Consider the following 15,934-nt stretch of genomic DNA (forward strand, 5'->3'; position numbering starts at 1 on the left):
TTTCAATAGCCGGGCACGCCCAGATCGCCGCGCGCGACAGCCCCGATCCTGTTGTGAAGAAATGCGTCCGGATCATCCGCCCAGCGGCGCACAATGTCCCACAACGCATCGTCGGAGGCGATCATGATGCGCCCTTCGGCGATGCCGTCTGCGAACCTGTTCGCCGCCTCCTCTGCCGTGAGCATCATCAGGGCCGCACCCGGCCCGAGCAGCGGTGCGTCCGGGGTCCAGTTCGTCATCGACGCGGCGATGCCAGTCTTGACCGGACCGGGCAGCAGGCAACATATTCTGATACCTTTCGGCTCGCAGTAGAGCGCGAGATTCTGGGACAGGTTGATCACCGCCGCTTTCGCCGCACCATAGGGGATACGGGTGGACGCATAGGGATACATGCCGGCGAAGGAGGCGGTGTTGATAATATAGCCGCCGCCCCGCTCCAGCATCGCCGGTAGCACTTCGCGCGTCCCGCGCACCGCGGCGCCATAATTGAGTTCGCCGATACGCTCCCATTCCTGTTCGGGCACATCCTCGGGATGACCATTCAATATGGCGCCGACATTGTTCAACAGAATGTCGACCGGCCCGAACGTCGCCTGCGCTTGCGCGACGGCATCGGCAATGGATCGTCGGGACAGCACGTTCACGGACAAAGCCTGCGCCTTGCCCCCCGCTTCGCTGATCGATACAGCGGTTTCCTGTGCGGCGGGAAGGTCGATGTCGGCGACGGAGACTTGCGCACCGCGCCGCGCGAACACATGGGCGAGCGCCTGACCAATGCCCTTTGCCCCGCCCAGCAGCAGGGCATGCGCATCCGCAAACGGGTTATTGGTGCCGGTCATCGCATCCTCTTCGGATTTTCAAGCTCTTCCGGATTTGAGGAATCTGATTTCCACTCGGCCGAAGGGCTGTTCAGCTTTTGCTGCCCTTTGACTACAATCCGACACGCAGGCGAACGGGCCAGTCTGCGGATATCATCCTGCAGGCGGGCCCTGCCTTTCCGTTCAGGCGGAAGCGAGTTGCTTGGACGTGTGTACCTTGGGCTCGATGCCGAACAGCCGTGCGGCGTTTAGGCCCAATATGTCGTCACGCGTCTTTTCGCTGATCGAGAAGCCGTCGAACAGGCCTTCGACGATCTGCCGGCTGATCGGGAAGGTTCCTTCGGCATGCGGATAGTCGGAAGCCCACATGACGTTCTTCGCACCGGGCAGGCCCGCGTCAGCTGCGAGAATGCAAGAGCGATCATGCTGGAAGCTGGCCCAGACCTGATCGTCGATGATCTGGCTAGGACGGCGCGACAGCTTCGGAAATACCATTTTGCTATGACCTTCCTCCACTTCGTCGAGACGCTCGGCGAGCGCCACCAGCCAGCTTGCACCGCTTTCGATGAATGCGACCTTGGCACCCGGATTACGGTCCAGAACGCCGCCGGCGACCAGAAACATGACCGAATTCTGAGCTTCCATCGATTGGAGCGTATAGTTCATGATGGCTGCGCCCGGCCCGCGCTCACGAATGACCGTTTCCTGTCCTGTGCCCGTATGCATCACGATGACGATATTCTTCGCTGCGGCCCTGGCAAAGACGGGATCCCATTTCTCGTCATTATATTTGGGTAGATTGGTCGGCGATACGGCCGGGAGCATGGCCGCGCGATATCCTTTTTCCGCCAGATAGTCGAGTTCCGCCAGCGTGTTGGCAAATTCCAGCACCGGCAACATGCCGCAACGCACGAACCGTTCCGGATGCGCCGAAAGAAACTGGTTGTTCCAGTCATTGTAGAGACGGGCCGAAGCGGCTTCGGCTTCCGGGCTATCGAGGCAATAGAGCCACAGGCCCAGGGTCGGGAAGCAGACTTCTGCGTCGATCCCCTCCAGTTCCATGTCGGACATCCGGCCTTGGAGGTCGCGCAGTCCCTGCCGATCCACATTGGGGCCCATGGGATGTTCGCGCTGGGGTCCGAGGCGCAGGCGGTGGATGATCTTGTCCTCTGTGCCCGTGATCATCATGTCCCCGTCGCGGCGAGCGTGGATCGCATGCCGCTTTAACGAGGCGGGTAGGCCGTCGAGAAAAAGATTGCCGGGTTCCAGCACATGGCTGTCGGCACTGAAGATGAAAGATTTCAAGGGTTCTCTCCTCTGGCGCAAGATTCGATCTTGTGGCTAAATAAATATCTGTTATGCGTAAATCACGCAAGAAGAAAGCCGGAGGGTGCAAGGGTAAGCCCCAAAGGGATATCTATTAGGGGCTGTATGACCGACAAGGAAGGTGGCAGAACGCTGGTAGCGCGGGTGGCGCGTAAGCTTGCGGCCCTTAGTCTCGGCTATGAGGATGGCGCCTATCTGGGGGCGGAGGACGAGCTGCTTGAGCGCCTCGGCGTCAGCCGTCCAACGTTGCGGCAGGCGGCGAAGATCGCGGAAAGCGAGCGCATGATCAGTGTACGCCGTGGCACGCGCGGCGGCTTCTACGCGACCCGACCCGACGTCAGCGATTCGATCCGCGCGCTTAATCGCTACCTGCGCCTATCGGGTGTTACGGTACGTGAATTGACGGTCATCAACTCTGTTTCGGAGGAAGCGGCGCAACTTGCCGCCCGCTGTGAAGATGATAGCAAGCGCGCGCGTCTCGCGGAGATGATGGCGCAGGTTCCACATCTGCAGGGTGCTCGTGCCTTCATGGACTTCGACATCGACTTTCTCCGCCTCATCGCGGGGATGAGCGGTAATCCCGTCGTCGAGGTGCTGATCGCCATGAGTTATTCCTTCGGGATGGAGGAGCAGGGCATCTATCTTTACGGCACGCCGATACAGCAGGCTGCCGCGCGGGATTTATTCACGGCAATCGGCACTGCGATCCTGCGCTGCGATGGAGAGTTGGCGCGCTTCATGATGAGTCGTCGTCTCAAGACGATCCGGGGATGGATCGACGAGGCCGACCCCGCGCAGTTCGCGGCGACCAACCAGATCGAGATGAACTGAATTAAACATGTAATCCTAGCAAGGAGAGAGGTGGATGCCCTGGGCACATCAGGACAAGACGGCGATCGTCGGCGTCGGGGCCACGGACTATTATGTCCGCGGTCAAAGTTACCCTCGTACTGTTTATGAGATGGCGTGCGAAGCCATATTGAAAGCCTGTGACGATGCGGGCATCTCGATCAAGGACGTTGACGGCTTTGCTTATTATTCCGGTGCTGCGCAAGGCTATACCGGCAAGTTCGAAAGCAGCACTTTCATGGAAATGCTGGGCATGCCCCATGTCTCCTTCTCTGCCGCTCTGACTTCGGGCGGTGGCGGTTGCGTCGGCGTGGTCGGCCTTGCAACAGCGGCACTGATGAACGAGGACTGCAAATATTGCGTCACCGTCATGGGATTGCAGCAATTGCCCAACGCCCGCCTGGGCACTGTGTTCGGCAAGATGAACACGGATCCGGAAAACAGTTTTCTCCAGCCCAGCGGTCTGGTCGGTCCCGGCCATTTGATGAGCGTACTCGCACGGCGGCACATGCATCTTTACGGCACGACGCAGGACGCTTTTGGCGAGGTCGCGATGGCGACGCGCGCAAACACTTGGAACCGTCCCAAGGCAATCCGCAAAAAGCCGCTGACGAAGGAAGAATATGACGGTTCGCCGATGCTGGCCGACCCGTTGCGCCGCCTCGACTTCTGTCTGGAAACCGACGGGGCCGTCGCAATCATCACGACGACCGCGGACCGCGCCAAGGATTGCCGTCAGAAACCCGCCTATGTCCATGCCGTCGCCCATGGCGGACAGCGGGAATGGGGACGCGCCTTCACCTGGTACGGCATGCCCGATCCCTATTTCGCGCATGCGGGTCACAGTTTCCCGGCAAGCCGCGTCTGGGCCCAATCGGGCCTGTCGGCAAAGGACATGGATGTCGCGCTATTATATGACCACTTCACGCCCATGGTGCTGATGCAACTGGAGGAATATGGCTTCTGCGAGCGGGGTGAGAGTAATGATTATGTGCTCTCCGGCAAGCTCCGCTATGATCAGGCTACGGGCAAGGGCGTGGATGGCGGCGTTCCGGTCAACACCCATGGCGGCAACCTCAACGAAGCCTATATCATCGGCATGACTCATGTGGTCGAAGCGGTGGAACAAGTGCGGGGCACTGCGCTTAGCCAGGTCAGCGACTGTGAATTCGCGCTCGCGACCGGCGGCCCAGCCTCCCTCCCGACCTCCAGCCTGATCCTGAGGAGCGCCTGAACATGCGCGAAGCCATCAAATATGGTCCGGCCAAATTGCTGCCGGGCGAGCAACTGCACATCGCCGCCAGCGTCGACACCGAACCCTTCTGGCAGGCGGCCAAGGAACATCGGCTGACGGCCTGCCAATGCGGGAATTGCGGCCATTTCCGCATGCCGCCCACGCCCGTCTGCCCGGAATGCTCCAGCTTCGAGCGCAACTGGCCGACCCTGCCGGGCACGGGTACGGTGTTCAGCTTCGCCATATGCAACCGCAACCCGGCGAACGGCGAGCCCTATGTCTATGTCCCTGTCGTCGTCGATCTCGACGGCGCGCCGGGCGCCCGCCTCATTTCCAATGTCACTGGCTGCAATGCCGAGGATGTCGAGATCGGCATGAAGGTGACCATCGAATGGACGCCTATCAACGATGGCTGGGTTCTCCCCAACTTCCGGAAGGCGTGAGGGGCGTAACATGCTAAACAATCTGCGTATTGTCGAAATCGGGGCTGGAATGGCCGTACAAGTGTGCGGACTTCTGCTGGGGGAGTTGGGCGCCGACGTGCTCAAGGTGGAACCCGTCGGCGGCGACGTCGGTCGGGGAAGCGCCAGCTTCGCCAACTGGAATCGCGGCAAGCGCAGCCTGACGCTGGACCTTGACGCACAGGATGGCCTGCGGGCGCTCGACGAGCGTCTTGCAGGCGCCGACGTGCTGCTGCACCAGTTCACCCCGGCACGGGCAAAGGCGCTCGGTTTGGACGATTTGGCGCTGGCCGAGCGCTTCCCCCGCCTGGTCGTCTGCGGCATCACCGGGTCGCCTCGCAAGCATCCCGATGCGGAACGGTCTGACGACGAACTACTTGTGGCGGCTCGGCTGGGCGAGCTTTACGAAAATGACGGCTATCGCGGCGGGCCGGTGGTCCACCGCTATCCGACGGGGCACTGGTCGGCGGCACATCTTGCTGCTGGCGGTATCCTCACCAGGCTCACCATGCGCTTGCAAACAGGGAAGGGGGGGGCGGCACATACGTCCATCCTGCAGGGCATGCTCGCTGGAATGACGATGCTCTGGGTGCGCAATTCCAGGGGCCCGATGACGGCCACACGCCTCTACGATGGCACGCCACGCACGCCGCGCTTCCAGTTGCACCTTTGCGAGGGTGGCGAATGGTTGCAGATCATGGATCCGACACAGCGCTTCGACTACGGTCTGCTGCCGTCTATGTGGGACGCGCTGGCCGACGGGATCGACATTGCGACGCCCGATGGACTGGAACGAGCCTTCGCGCGCGAGACAGTCGATACCTGGCTTGCTCAGTTGCGCGAGCATGATGTCGCCTGCGAACCGGCCTATCCGCTGGGCGAGATGCTGCGGCACGACGATGCGCGGGCGAACGGCTATCTGGTCGATGTCCAAGACCCGCATCTCGGTCGCGTGACCGAACCCAACAGCCCCTATCATGCGAATGATCCCCTGCCGCAAGGACGACCAGCGCCGAGGCTGGGAGAGGGCGGCGACCGCGACTGGGCGCCGGCCGCGCCGATCAGCGGCAATGCCGACGGCGAGCCGCTGCCTCATCCATTGAGCGGGGCGCGAGTCGTCGATTTCGGCATGTTCCTGGCGGGACCGCTTGGGCCGTCGCTCATGGGCGATCTGGGCGCCGACGTCATCAAGATCGAGGCGCTGTCGGGCGACCGGCTGCGTCACATGCACCAGTTTTTCCAGGCGGCGGCGCGCTCCAAGCGTTCTCTGGCGCTCGACCTGACCAAATCGGAGGCGAAGCCGATTTTGGAACGGCTTGTCCGCTGGGCGGAGGTCGTCCACCATAATATGCGTTTCAGGGGCGCCGACAAGCTAGGCCTTGGCGAGGAGAATCTCCACCGGCTCAACCCCGATCTGGGCTTCGCCTATGTCAGCGCCTATGGCCAGCGCGGCAACCGCGGCAACTGGCCGGGTTTCGACACTATCTTCTCCGCGCTTGCGGGCATCGAGTTCGAGAATGCGGGTGAGGGCAATCCGCCGATCACCATGCGCGCGGGTCCCATGGACATGTTGACGGCGCATAGCTGTTTCGTGGCGGCGTCGGCGCTGCTCTATCTCAAACGCGCGGGGCTGCCGGGGCGGACACTGCATACATCGATGCTGGGAATAGTGGCGTTGGTTCAGGGGGAGCAGGTGCTTCTGCCGGACGGGACGCTGAGCGATACCTATCATGTGACGAGCGATCAGACCGGCTTCTCGCCCTATCATCGCATCTACGAGTGCGCGGACGGCAAATGGGTCGCCGTGGCAGCGCACAAGCCTGCGGGACAAGAGGCGTTGCGCTCTATCCTGGGCTGCGATGAGGCAGGCTTCATCGGCGTTGCGAAGACACGGACGGCGGCAGACCTGCTCGCTGCTCTGGAGGCGGCCGGAATAGCCGGTGACATCGTCAATTATGACAATGCGATGCACCGTTTCTTCGACGATCCCCTGACCCGGGAGCTTGGCCTGGCAACCGCGCTGGAGCAACCGACCTACGGTCTGGTCGAACAGACCGGAATCTTTTGGGACATGGGCGACACGCCGATCAGCATTAACCGTCCTTGTCCGGATGTTGGACAGCATACCGACGAAATCCTGCGCCAGTTGGAATTCACAGACGCCGAAATCGCCAATTTTCGGGAGAAGAAGGTGGTCGGCTGATCAAGCTAACGCACCACCCTTGCGATGGGCGACCACGCTCAGTTTCGATACGACATGGAGGGTAGGCGATGATTAAGGAAGGGATCATGCGCATGGTCAGTTCCGATCGGCTAGGCCCTCCGGACGATTATGCGATTGTCGAACGGCCTTTACCTGAACCGGAGGAGGGGCAGTTGCTGATCCGCGTGGAGGCCGTGAGCCTGGGCTATGCCGACGTGCTCGCGGCGGCGGGCGGATATCAGGTGACGCCGCCGCTGCCCTTCGTGCCGGGAACGGAAGCTAGCGGGATCGTGGTCGCTTCCGGCCCGAACGTTCGTGGCCCGGTGGTTCGTGACAAGGTGGTCGTTTCCCGCTTCGGCGGCTGTCTTGCGGACCATGTGCTTGCCGCCGAGCGTGAAGTGTCCCCAATGCCCGCGAGCATGAGCTTCGAACAGGCGGCGAGCTATCGGTCCAACTATGCGACGGCGCTTCATGCGCTCAAGGACAGGGCGAAGATACAGGAAGGGGAGACGCTGCTGGTGCTGGGCGCGGCGGGCGGCGTCGGCACGGCGGCGGTGCAGATCGGGCGTCGGCTCGGCGCGCGGGTGATCGCCGGTGCGTCGAGCGAGGCGAAGCGCCGTTTCGCCCTGGATCAGGGCGCTCATCAGATATTGGACTATGGCGTCGAGAAATGGCGCGCCCAGCTCAAGGAATTGACGGACGGCAAGGGCGTGGGAGTGGTGTTCGATCCCGTGGGCGGCGGCCTGTTCGAACAGGCATTCCGAAGCCTGGCTTGGGGCGGGCGCCATGTCGTCATCGGCTTCGTCGCTGGACCGATCCCGCGTCTGCCTGCAAACCTGCCGCTGCTCAAGGGAGCGGCGCTACTAGGCGCGGACATCCGACAATTTTATCTCAAGGAGGCGGAAGCAGCCGCCGCCAACGACCGGCAGATCCGAAGCTGGTGCGACGAAGGATTACAACCGCCAGTGGGCCGCCTGTTCGATTTCTCCGATTTTCGCGCCGCCATGACCGCCGCATCAAGCGGAACATCGCTGGGCAAGGTGGTGATCCGTGTCGGTCCGCATTGAGGGGGGATGCAAAGTGGCAGCCGTTGAATTTTCCGTTCCCGAACCGGGCGTAGGCCTCATCACCCTCAACCGTCCTGACCGAATGAATGCGATCACATGGGATTGGGTCGAGGATTTCCATGCCATCCTCGACAAACTGGCCGATGATCGGTCGGTCCGCGCCGTTGTGCTGACGGGCGCCGGGCGGGGCTTCTGCTCAGGCTTCGACCTCAAGGCCGATCATGATTTCATGCAGGATGACGGGCCCGGCGCTGTGGCGGCGAAGCTGGATGCCATGGAAAGATTGACGGCTATTCCGGAAAAGATGTTGCGCGCCCGCCAGCCGATAATCGCCGCCGTCAACGGTGCTGCCATGGGTGCGGGTTTCGCGATCGTGCTTGCCGCCGATATCCGCGTCGCGTCGGACGCCGTCAGCTTTTCCGTGGCCAATGCCCGGATCGGCCTGTCGGCGGGTGAATGTGGCATCAGTTGGTTGTTCCCGCGCCTGGTCGGCCTGTCACGCTGTTTCGAACTGCTGGTGACGGGGCGGGTCTTCGATGCGGAAGAGGCAGACCGTATCGGTCTCCTTTCCCGCCGGACCGGACCTGAGTCTTTGATGGACACGGCGATGGACATTGCGCGGTCAATCGCGGCCAATTCCGGCTTCGCCGTGCGCATGAGCAAGGACGTGATCTATGCGGCGATAAGCGCGCCGGATTTTCGCACCGCGAGTATATTGGAGAACCGAACCCAAATGCTGTGCGGGACCACTGGCGACGTGAAGGAGGCGATGAGCGCCTTCCGGCAGAAGCGCCCACCGCGATTTTCCGCTTGAAGCGGCAATTTTAGCAAGCCGCATTTCATGAGAAGGAGTCCTTCGTCCATGCCGATCCCTGCAGCCTTGCTGCCCAATTTGAAGGTTCCCGTGATCGCTGCACCGATGTTGATCGCGTCGAACCCGGAGCTGGTGATCGAGACCAGTCGGGCGGGCGCGATCGGAACCTTTCCCGCCCTCAATCCGCGTTCGACGGAGGAATATGCGCAATGGCTGGATCGTATCGAAGCCGCGCTCGGACCGGAGGATGCGGCCTTCGGCGTCAACCTGATCGTTGCGAAGATCAACACCCGCCTGGCCGATGACATTGCCGTCACGGTCAGCCATCGTGTCCCCCTCGTCGTCACCTCCTTTGGCGCGGACCGGGACGTGGTGAAGGCCGTGCATGATTATGGTGGGCTCGTTTTTCACGACGCCGCAAACGCGCGCCATGTCGAAATCGCGGCGGAAGCGGGCGTGGACGGTATCATCCTGCTGACCAGCGGAGCGGGGGGGCATACCGGCTATCTCAACCCGTTCGCCTTCCTGGCCGATGCGCGCAAGCGCTATGACGGCGCGCTGCTGCTTGCGGGCGCGCTTTCGACTGGGCGCGACGTCGCCGCCGCGATCGTGGCTGGCGCCGACATGGCCTATATGGGCAGCCGTTTCCTTGCCACTCCCGAGGCCAGCGTCGCGCAGGATCATCGCACGATGATCGTCGAGGCGGGAGCGTCGGACGTGACCGCCACTGCCGCCATGAGCGGCACGCCGGCCTCCTTCCTCAATGCCTCGCTGCGCCGCCACGGGCTTGATCCCAGGCAACTTGGACTACGGCATGCGAAGATCGATACGGCGCCGGACGGCACACCGCTCAGGGCATGGAAGGAAATCTGGTCGGCAGGGCAGGGGGTCGCGGGGATCGACTCCGTGCTGCCGGCCGCCGTGCTGGTGCAGCGTCTGGCCGACGATTATCGCGCGGCATTGGCGGACGCGAAGTCGCTGTGACGGCCCTTTGGACCCGGATGCTGAGGCTGGACGCCCTCGACAATTTCCGTGATTTTGGAGGCTGGCGAGCAGCGGGCGGCGCGCGCGTTTGTTGGGGGCGGCTGTTCCGCTCCGCCCATCATGCGCAGGCTACGGCCACCGACCTTGACCGGATCGGCGCGCTCGGCATCGCAACCGTCACTGGCCTGCGCCATCCGAGCGAGCAGCGGAGGGAACCGAGCGCCTGGATCGACAGGTTCTTCTTCGACCTGATCAAGGAGGCGGGAGAGGTCGGTAGGTACCAGATCCAGGCACACAGGATGACCTTGCGCAGCCGCGACTTCAGCTATGATGCGACGCGCGCTCTGCTCCGCGTGATATCAGACTATATCGCCAGTTGCTGGTGGTCGATCACGGCGCGGTCGGGATCGATCGACGCCTATCTGAACGATGTGCTGGGCGTGGACGAAGCCAGGTGCTTTCGCATCCGTGAAAGGTTCTATCTATGACAATGACGCATATCGGCATCGACGGTGCGATCGGCGTGATCCGTCTTGATCGCCCGAAGGTTTTGAACGCCATGAACGAGTCGATGGTGGAAGAGATCGAGCGGGCGCTTGACCGTTTCGAGGCCGACGGCGCCGTCCGCGCCGTCGTGATCACGGGCACCGGGCGCGCCTTTTGCGTTGGTTCCGATCTCAAGGAGGGTGGCTGTGATCCCGATCGTCGGATCGCGCGCATGCATCGACTTATCCTGCGGCTGGACGCATATCCGAAGGTCAGCGTCGCAGCCTTTAACGGCCTGGCGCTGGGCGGAGGGCTGGAGATCGGCATGGCCTGCACGTTGCGCGTCGCGGTGCCCGACGCCCGGCTCGGACTGCCGGAAGTGACGCATGCGCTGATGCCCGCTTATGGCGGAACCCAATTGCTGCCGCGTCTCATCGGGGTCGGTCGCGCGTTGCAGATGGCATTGACGGGCGAGATGATCGACGCCGCGCGCGCGGAACAGATTGGCCTGGTGAACATGGTGGCGCCGGATGCGCAGGAAGTCGCCGTCGCGCTTGCCGACCACTGTACGCGCAGCGGCGGCGTTGCCCCGCGCGAGATTCGGCGCGCTATACTCGGCGGGATCGGCCTTCCCCTTCCGCAGGGCCTGGCCCTTGAGGCGCAGGGTGCCGCTCGCGTAGCTGCGAGCGCGGAGGCCAAGGCTGCCGTCGTCGCCTTTGCAAGCGGTCACTGATGAAGGAGAAGCAGGCGATGAAGATGCGCTTCGAAGGTGAGGGCTTGATGCTGGCGGCGGATGTCGCGGGCGATGCTGACGCGCCGCCGATCTTGTTCATGCATGGCGGCGGCCAGACCCGGCATAGCTGGGGACGCGCGGCTGCACTGGCGGCCCAGCGTGGCTTCCGCTCCGTCTCGATCGACCTGCGCGGACATGGCGAAAGCGATTGGGCCGCGAACGGCTGCTATGACCTGGACGATTATGTTGCGGACGCCCGCAAGGTCATTGCTCAGATCGGTGGTCGCGCCGCGATTGTCGGCGCATCACTAGGTGGATTGACCGGCCTTGTCGTTGCTGGCGAGAGTCAGGAATTGGCCAGCGCGCTCGTACTTGTCGACGTCGCGCCGCGCATCGAGATCGAAGGCGCTGATGAGATTCGCGGCTTCATGACGAGCGCGCCAAACGGTTTCGCCTCGGTGGATGAGGCCGCCGATGCGGTCAGTGCCTATCTGCCGCATCGCGAGCGCCCGTCCAACATTGACGGGCTGATGAAAAATCTGCGGCTCGGTGAGGATGGCCGCTATCGTTGGCATTGGGATCCCGCCATGACCAAATCCGGAAACGGACCGCCCACCGGCAGGGCGCAGTTTCTGCTGGAACGGGCAGCGGGCAATCTCAGCGTCCCCACCTTGCTGGTGCGAGGTGGCATCAGCAAGGTGGTCAGTCAGCAGAGCGTGGATGAATTTCTCGCGCTCGCCCCCCATGCCGAATATGTGAATGTTGCCGGCGCCGACCATATGGTGGCCGGCGACCGCAACGATGCATTCAACGATGCCGTCTTCAACTTTCTGGAGCGACAGGACTGAGCGCCACCAATAGGTGCAAGCGCGACATCCAATGATTGTGGTGCGGTCAGGCTATAAGCGGAACGATGTGGCACGGGACGTTCCGGCGCATGGGGCACCATCGATAACCGGGCCGACGATCAAATATGGGGAAGATCCTTGGGCGACTATATAAAGGTAGAGCGGCAGGGCCGCATCGCAATCCTGACCCTCAACCATCCGGACACGATGAATGCCATTGCAGAGCATGAGGATTGTACCGACCTGGTTGATGCGCTGGAGAGCCTGAACGCTGATGAAAGCGTCAGCGTAGCCATTCTCACGGGCGCCGGTCGAGCTTTTTCCGCGGGCGGCAATCTTCAGAGCATGAAAGACAGGACCGGCATCGGCCCGCTGGCATCCGCGCTGGGTACCCGCAACAACTATCGACGAGGAGTCCAGCGCATCTCCCGCGCTTTCTATGATTGCGAGGTGCCTCTGATCGCTGCGGTCAACGGCTTCGCAATCGGTTTGGGCAACGATCTCGCCTGTTTTTGCGACATGCGCATTGCCGCAGAGGGCGCGAAGTTTGCTGCCGGGTTCATCAAAATGGGGCTCATTCCCGGTGACGGGGGTGCCTGGGCGTTGCCGCGTGCTGTCGGTTATGCCCGCGCGGCAGAGATGCTGTTCACCGGCGACACGTTGAGTGCGCAGCAAGCCCTGGAGTTCGGCTTGGTATCGCGCGTCGTGCCTGCAGAGGGGTTGATGGAGGAGGCGCTGGCGCTTGCGACACGGGTCGCCGCCAATCCGCCCCGCTCCTTGCGTGTTGCCAAGCGATTGCTGATCGATTCGCAGGCGATGCGTCTGAACGAGGTTCTTGAAATGTCGGCGGCGTTGCAGGCCCTCGTCCACGAAACGCCGGACCATCACGAAGCGATCGATGCCTTCCTGAAAAAGCGTAGCCCTATCTTCACCGGCGATTGAGGGCGGTCGGCATGCGGGGGACGTCGCTCACATGTCGCCTGACAAGGGCCCACCGCTTATAGTCGGATACAATAAAAAGGGGGAGGAGGCCTTATGTTAAGTGAGGAAGAGTGTGCGTCCTCGAAATCGCGCATATCTTGCGTGGGGATGCCGCGCGCGATTTCGTCAATCTCGATCGTACGAGGTGTAATCCCGACATCATCCACGCGCGCGGTAGCGCATTGGGCAATGAGGGCTGCACCGGCTGAAGGGCGGTTTCGAACGACAGGATCCCGGAGATCGAGGCCACCAATGGCGGCGATCCGACAAAGCTGTGCGCAGCGCCCGTGCGGCTGGGATCGCATGCAGGCACCGAAGGCGTCGGCCGTAGTCGCCTGACGGTTGGCCGGAAATTCTTGGTTTAGCTCAGATATTTTCCGCCATCGATCGCTATCGCTTCACCATTGACGAAGGTCGATCGATCGCTTGCCAACCACAAGGCCATATTCGCGACCTCATGCGGTTCGCCAAGCCGGCCTGTCGGATTGCTGACCAAATCGGACCATTTCATTCCGGTGGGCAGGTTCTGGTTGTTCCTGGCGGTTGCGATCAAGCCGGGGCAGACCGCATTGACACGAATTCGATGCGGAGCAAGCTCGATCGCCGCCGTCCTCGTGATGCCCACGGCGGCATGTTTTGCGGCGACATAGGCGCCCATATGACGCGCGCCATGGGTTCCCGCCCCGGATGCGATGTTTACGATGGAACCGCCGCCGCGCTTCAACAGGGCGGGGATCTCATGCTTCAAGCAGAGTGCAACGCCTAGCGCGTCCACTTCCCACACGCGCTGCCACAAGGCGACGTCGATCTCCTGGATCGGCGTCGGCGTGTGCGCGATCCCCGCGTTGTTAACCGCGCAGTCGAGACCGCCGAAGCGCTTGACGGCCAGCGCCACCATATCCGCGCAGGCCTGCTCGTCGGAGACATCCACTGCAATGGACACGGCACTCGCGCCCTTGTCTGCCAATCGCCGCGCGACCATATGGGCCCCCGCCTCGTCATAATCCGCCACGACGATCGCGGCACCTGCCGCCGCAAAGACATCGCAGCAGGCTTCGCCTATTCCCGCCGCTGCGCCGGTTATGATCGCGACCTTTCCGTCCAGTCTCATCGCTTGGCTCCGCTCCTAGAGCGTTTTCACGGTGATTGAAAACGCTCTTGTCTTTTCATATTGCATTTTCCGCGCCGTTTACTGTGAACGGTAACCTGAAAATATTCTATATTTCCCCCTTTCAGGCTGCCGCTCGATCGAACATGTGCGTGGCCAGCCGCCGCATATGATGATCGATGTCGCCAAAATGCTTTTCCAGCGACATCAGCCGGCGGAAATAATGGCTGACGATATATTCGTCGGTCACGCCATAGCCGCCATGCAACTGTATGCCCGAGCGGGATACGGTTTGCGCAGAAGTCCCCACCAGGAGCTTCGCGGTGGAGATGGCAGCGGCTCGCGACTCCGCAGGGCCCTCAGCGTGGGCGAGCGCATAATAGAGGATCGAGCGCGCCTGATGCGTGGCGACGAACATGTCAGCCATGATATGTTGCAGCGCCTGGAACTTGCCGATCGGCTGGCCAAACTGTTTGCGTTCCTTGATATAGGCGGCGCACACGTCATTGCAGGCTTCCATTGCGCCGACGGCCTGCGCCATCAGTGCGATCGTGGCGCGATCCTGCGCTTCCGCCAGCAGTGACCCGGCGGCCGCCGCCCGGGCGATCAGCGCATCTGCGTCGACCTTCACCTGTTCCAGGAACAGATCGGACGCGGCCGCGCCATCGATCAGCGCATAGCTCTCCTCATCGATACCTGCCGCATCTTTCGGAACGAGGAACAAGCCGAGGCTATCGTCTTCCAAGGTCGCGGAGACGATGAGGTGCGTCGCGGACGGCGCATCGAACACCAGCATTTTCTTGCCGGACAAGCTGTAGCCATTGCCCGAATTTATCGCCTTCGTTTCTCGCACGCCAGCGTCGCCATAGCGTTCGCCCGGTTCCCCGTGAGCGAGAGCGATTCGCGTGTCACCAACGGCGATCCCCCCCAGCAGCGCGCTGCGCACCTCGCCATCGGGCAGGGCAGCGAGCATATGACCACCGATCACCACCGAACTGACATAGGGCTCCACAGCCAAGCCGCGCCCTAGCATCGTCGAGAGGACGACGACGTCCTCCAAACCGCCACCCAGTCCACCAGCTTCTTCCGCGATAGGCAGGGCGAGCCAGCCCAGTTCGGCAAATTGTGTCCAATTCCTTTGATTGAGGCCGCCTGCGATCGTGCGTTGGCGGCGAATATTCTCCAGACCGTAATTGTCGGCGATGAGTTTGGCTGCGCTGTCGAGCAGCATCTGCTGCATCTCGGAATAGTTGAAATCCATGGAAGTCTGATCCGTCCTGTTCGTCAGAGGTCAAAGGCCGCCTTGGCGATGATATTCTTCTGAATCTGCTTGGCGCCGCCGAAGATAGTGGCGGCGCGGGTCAGTAGCGCCATATTGGTGCGTCCGACCACATGACTCGGCCACATTGTCCCGGCATCGCGCAGCTGGTCGTGGACAGAATAGACACGCAGCGCTTTCTCTCCGATCAGGTCGACCTGTGCCTCGGTGATCGCATGCTGAAGTTCCGATCCGCGCACCTTGAGCACGGACGATGCCGCCGCTGTGCCATAGGTGAATTCCTCATCGGCCAGCACGCGCAGCACCGACCATTCCAGCGCGGTCAATTCCGCCTGGATGGTTGCGAGCCGCGCGCGGAACGCCGGATCAGCTCCGACCGGATTGCCGTTCAGCATCTCAGTCTCGGCCATGGCAAGGAGACGGCGCATTTCGCGCTTGTTCCAGAAGATGTAGGAACTGCCCGTGCGCTCGCCCTCCAGCAACATCTTGGCATAGGTCCAGCCCTTGCCCGCTTCACCGATCAGGTTGCTCGCCGGAACCTCGACATTTTCCAGGAACACCTCGCACAGATGATGTTCGTCATTGTTGATCTGGGGGATGGTACGAACCGAAATGCCCGGTGTCTTCATGTCGGCCAGCAGGAAGCTCATGCCGAGCTGCGGTTTGCAACTGGTATCGGTCTTCACCAGGAAGAAACCCCAATCAGCCTCATGCGCGCCGCTGGTCCAGATCTTCTGGCCGTT

The 15,934-nt window shown here is 62.1% G+C and carries 16 protein-coding genes; 11 read left to right on the plus strand and 5 right to left on the minus strand.

The genetic code is table 11. The annotated features are described in order from the left end of the window. Positions 1 to 2: 2 nt before the first annotated feature. Both VMR39_RS14020 and VMR39_RS14025 read right to left on the minus strand, forming a co-directional pair. Positions 3 to 839, minus strand: coding sequence for an SDR family oxidoreductase (locus VMR39_RS14020; RefSeq protein ID WP_325416607.1), 837 nt, complete (start codon positions 837 to 839; stop codon positions 3 to 5). A 162-nt stretch (positions 840 to 1,001) separates the two neighbouring features. Beyond that, positions 1,002 to 2,123, minus strand: a complete 1,122-nt coding sequence (locus VMR39_RS14025; protein ID WP_325416608.1) for an amidohydrolase family protein — start codon at positions 2,121 to 2,123, stop codon at positions 1,002 to 1,004. A gap of 126 nt (positions 2,124 to 2,249) precedes the next feature. Between VMR39_RS14025 and VMR39_RS14030 the strand changes: the two genes are divergently transcribed. The 11 genes from VMR39_RS14030 to VMR39_RS14080 all read left to right on the plus strand — a co-directional run bounded on the left by VMR39_RS14030 (position 2,250) and on the right by VMR39_RS14080 (position 12,765). Further along, positions 2,250 to 2,975 carry a FadR/GntR family transcriptional regulator gene (locus VMR39_RS14030; protein WP_325416609.1) on the plus strand — a complete coding sequence of 242 codons (726 nt, stop codon included), beginning with the start codon at positions 2,250 to 2,252 and terminating at the stop codon, positions 2,973 to 2,975. Positions 2,976 to 3,009: 34 nt separating this feature from the next. Further along, entirely contained in the window at positions 3,010 to 4,227 is a 1,218-nt protein-coding gene (locus VMR39_RS14035) for a thiolase C-terminal domain-containing protein (RefSeq protein ID WP_325416610.1), read from the plus strand. 2 nt (positions 4,228 to 4,229) lie between these two features. After that, the gene (locus tag VMR39_RS14040) at positions 4,230 to 4,670 is read left to right on the plus strand and encodes a Zn-ribbon domain-containing OB-fold protein (protein ID WP_325416611.1); all 441 of its coding nucleotides are present in this window, start codon (positions 4,230 to 4,232) and stop codon (positions 4,668 to 4,670) included. Positions 4,671 to 4,680: 10 nt separating this feature from the next. Then, complete coding sequence (locus VMR39_RS14045; protein ID WP_325416612.1) at positions 4,681 to 6,891, plus strand: CoA transferase; 2,211 nt, start codon at positions 4,681 to 4,683, stop codon at positions 6,889 to 6,891. Between the two features lie 86 nt (positions 6,892 to 6,977). Then, positions 6,978 to 7,958 carry an NADPH:quinone oxidoreductase family protein gene (locus VMR39_RS14050; protein WP_325416613.1) on the plus strand — a complete coding sequence of 327 codons (981 nt, stop codon included), beginning with the start codon at positions 6,978 to 6,980 and terminating at the stop codon, positions 7,956 to 7,958. A gap of 13 nt (positions 7,959 to 7,971) precedes the next feature. Next, entirely contained in the window at positions 7,972 to 8,772 is an 801-nt protein-coding gene (locus VMR39_RS14055) for an enoyl-CoA hydratase/isomerase family protein (protein ID WP_325416614.1), read from the plus strand. Positions 8,773 to 8,820: 48 nt separating this feature from the next. Then, positions 8,821 to 9,756 (plus strand): nitronate monooxygenase, encoded by a 936-nt coding sequence (locus VMR39_RS14060; RefSeq protein ID WP_325416615.1) that lies wholly within the window; start codon positions 8,821 to 8,823, stop codon positions 9,754 to 9,756. After that, positions 9,753 to 10,244 carry a tyrosine-protein phosphatase gene (locus VMR39_RS14065; RefSeq protein WP_325416616.1) on the plus strand — a complete coding sequence of 164 codons (492 nt, stop codon included), beginning with the start codon at positions 9,753 to 9,755 and terminating at the stop codon, positions 10,242 to 10,244. Before VMR39_RS14060 ends, VMR39_RS14065 begins: the two co-directional genes overlap by 4 nt. Continuing rightward, entirely contained in the window at positions 10,241 to 10,975 is a 735-nt protein-coding gene (locus VMR39_RS14070) for an enoyl-CoA hydratase/isomerase family protein (protein ID WP_325416617.1), read from the plus strand. The genes VMR39_RS14065 and VMR39_RS14070 overlap by 4 nt, the downstream gene beginning before the upstream one ends. Before the next feature lie 17 nt (positions 10,976 to 10,992). Further along, positions 10,993 to 11,823, plus strand: a complete 831-nt coding sequence (locus VMR39_RS14075; protein ID WP_325416618.1) for an alpha/beta hydrolase — start codon at positions 10,993 to 10,995, stop codon at positions 11,821 to 11,823. Positions 11,824 to 11,961: 138 nt separating this feature from the next. Then, positions 11,962 to 12,765, plus strand: coding sequence for a crotonase/enoyl-CoA hydratase family protein (locus tag VMR39_RS14080; protein ID WP_325416619.1), 804 nt, complete (start codon positions 11,962 to 11,964; stop codon positions 12,763 to 12,765). Between the two features lie 400 nt (positions 12,766 to 13,165). Here the strand turns inward: VMR39_RS14080 and VMR39_RS14085 are convergent, their stop codons facing one another. From VMR39_RS14085 to VMR39_RS14095, 3 genes are all read right to left on the minus strand, one after another. Further along, on the minus strand, positions 13,166 to 13,915 hold the full coding sequence (locus VMR39_RS14085) for an SDR family NAD(P)-dependent oxidoreductase (RefSeq protein WP_325416620.1): 750 nt from the start codon (positions 13,913 to 13,915) through the stop codon (positions 13,166 to 13,168). Between the two features lie 121 nt (positions 13,916 to 14,036). Continuing rightward, entirely contained in the window at positions 14,037 to 15,173 is a 1,137-nt protein-coding gene (locus VMR39_RS14090) for an acyl-CoA dehydrogenase family protein (protein ID WP_325416621.1), read from the minus strand. Between the two features lie 23 nt (positions 15,174 to 15,196). Continuing rightward, the coding region (locus VMR39_RS14095) for an acyl-CoA dehydrogenase family protein (RefSeq protein WP_325416622.1) at positions 15,197 to 15,934 on the minus strand (738 nt) is incomplete at its 5' end.

The sequence above is a fragment of the Sphingobium sp. genome, assembly GCF_035511395.1.
Lineage (GTDB): Bacteria > Pseudomonadota > Alphaproteobacteria > Sphingomonadales > Sphingomonadaceae > Sphingobium.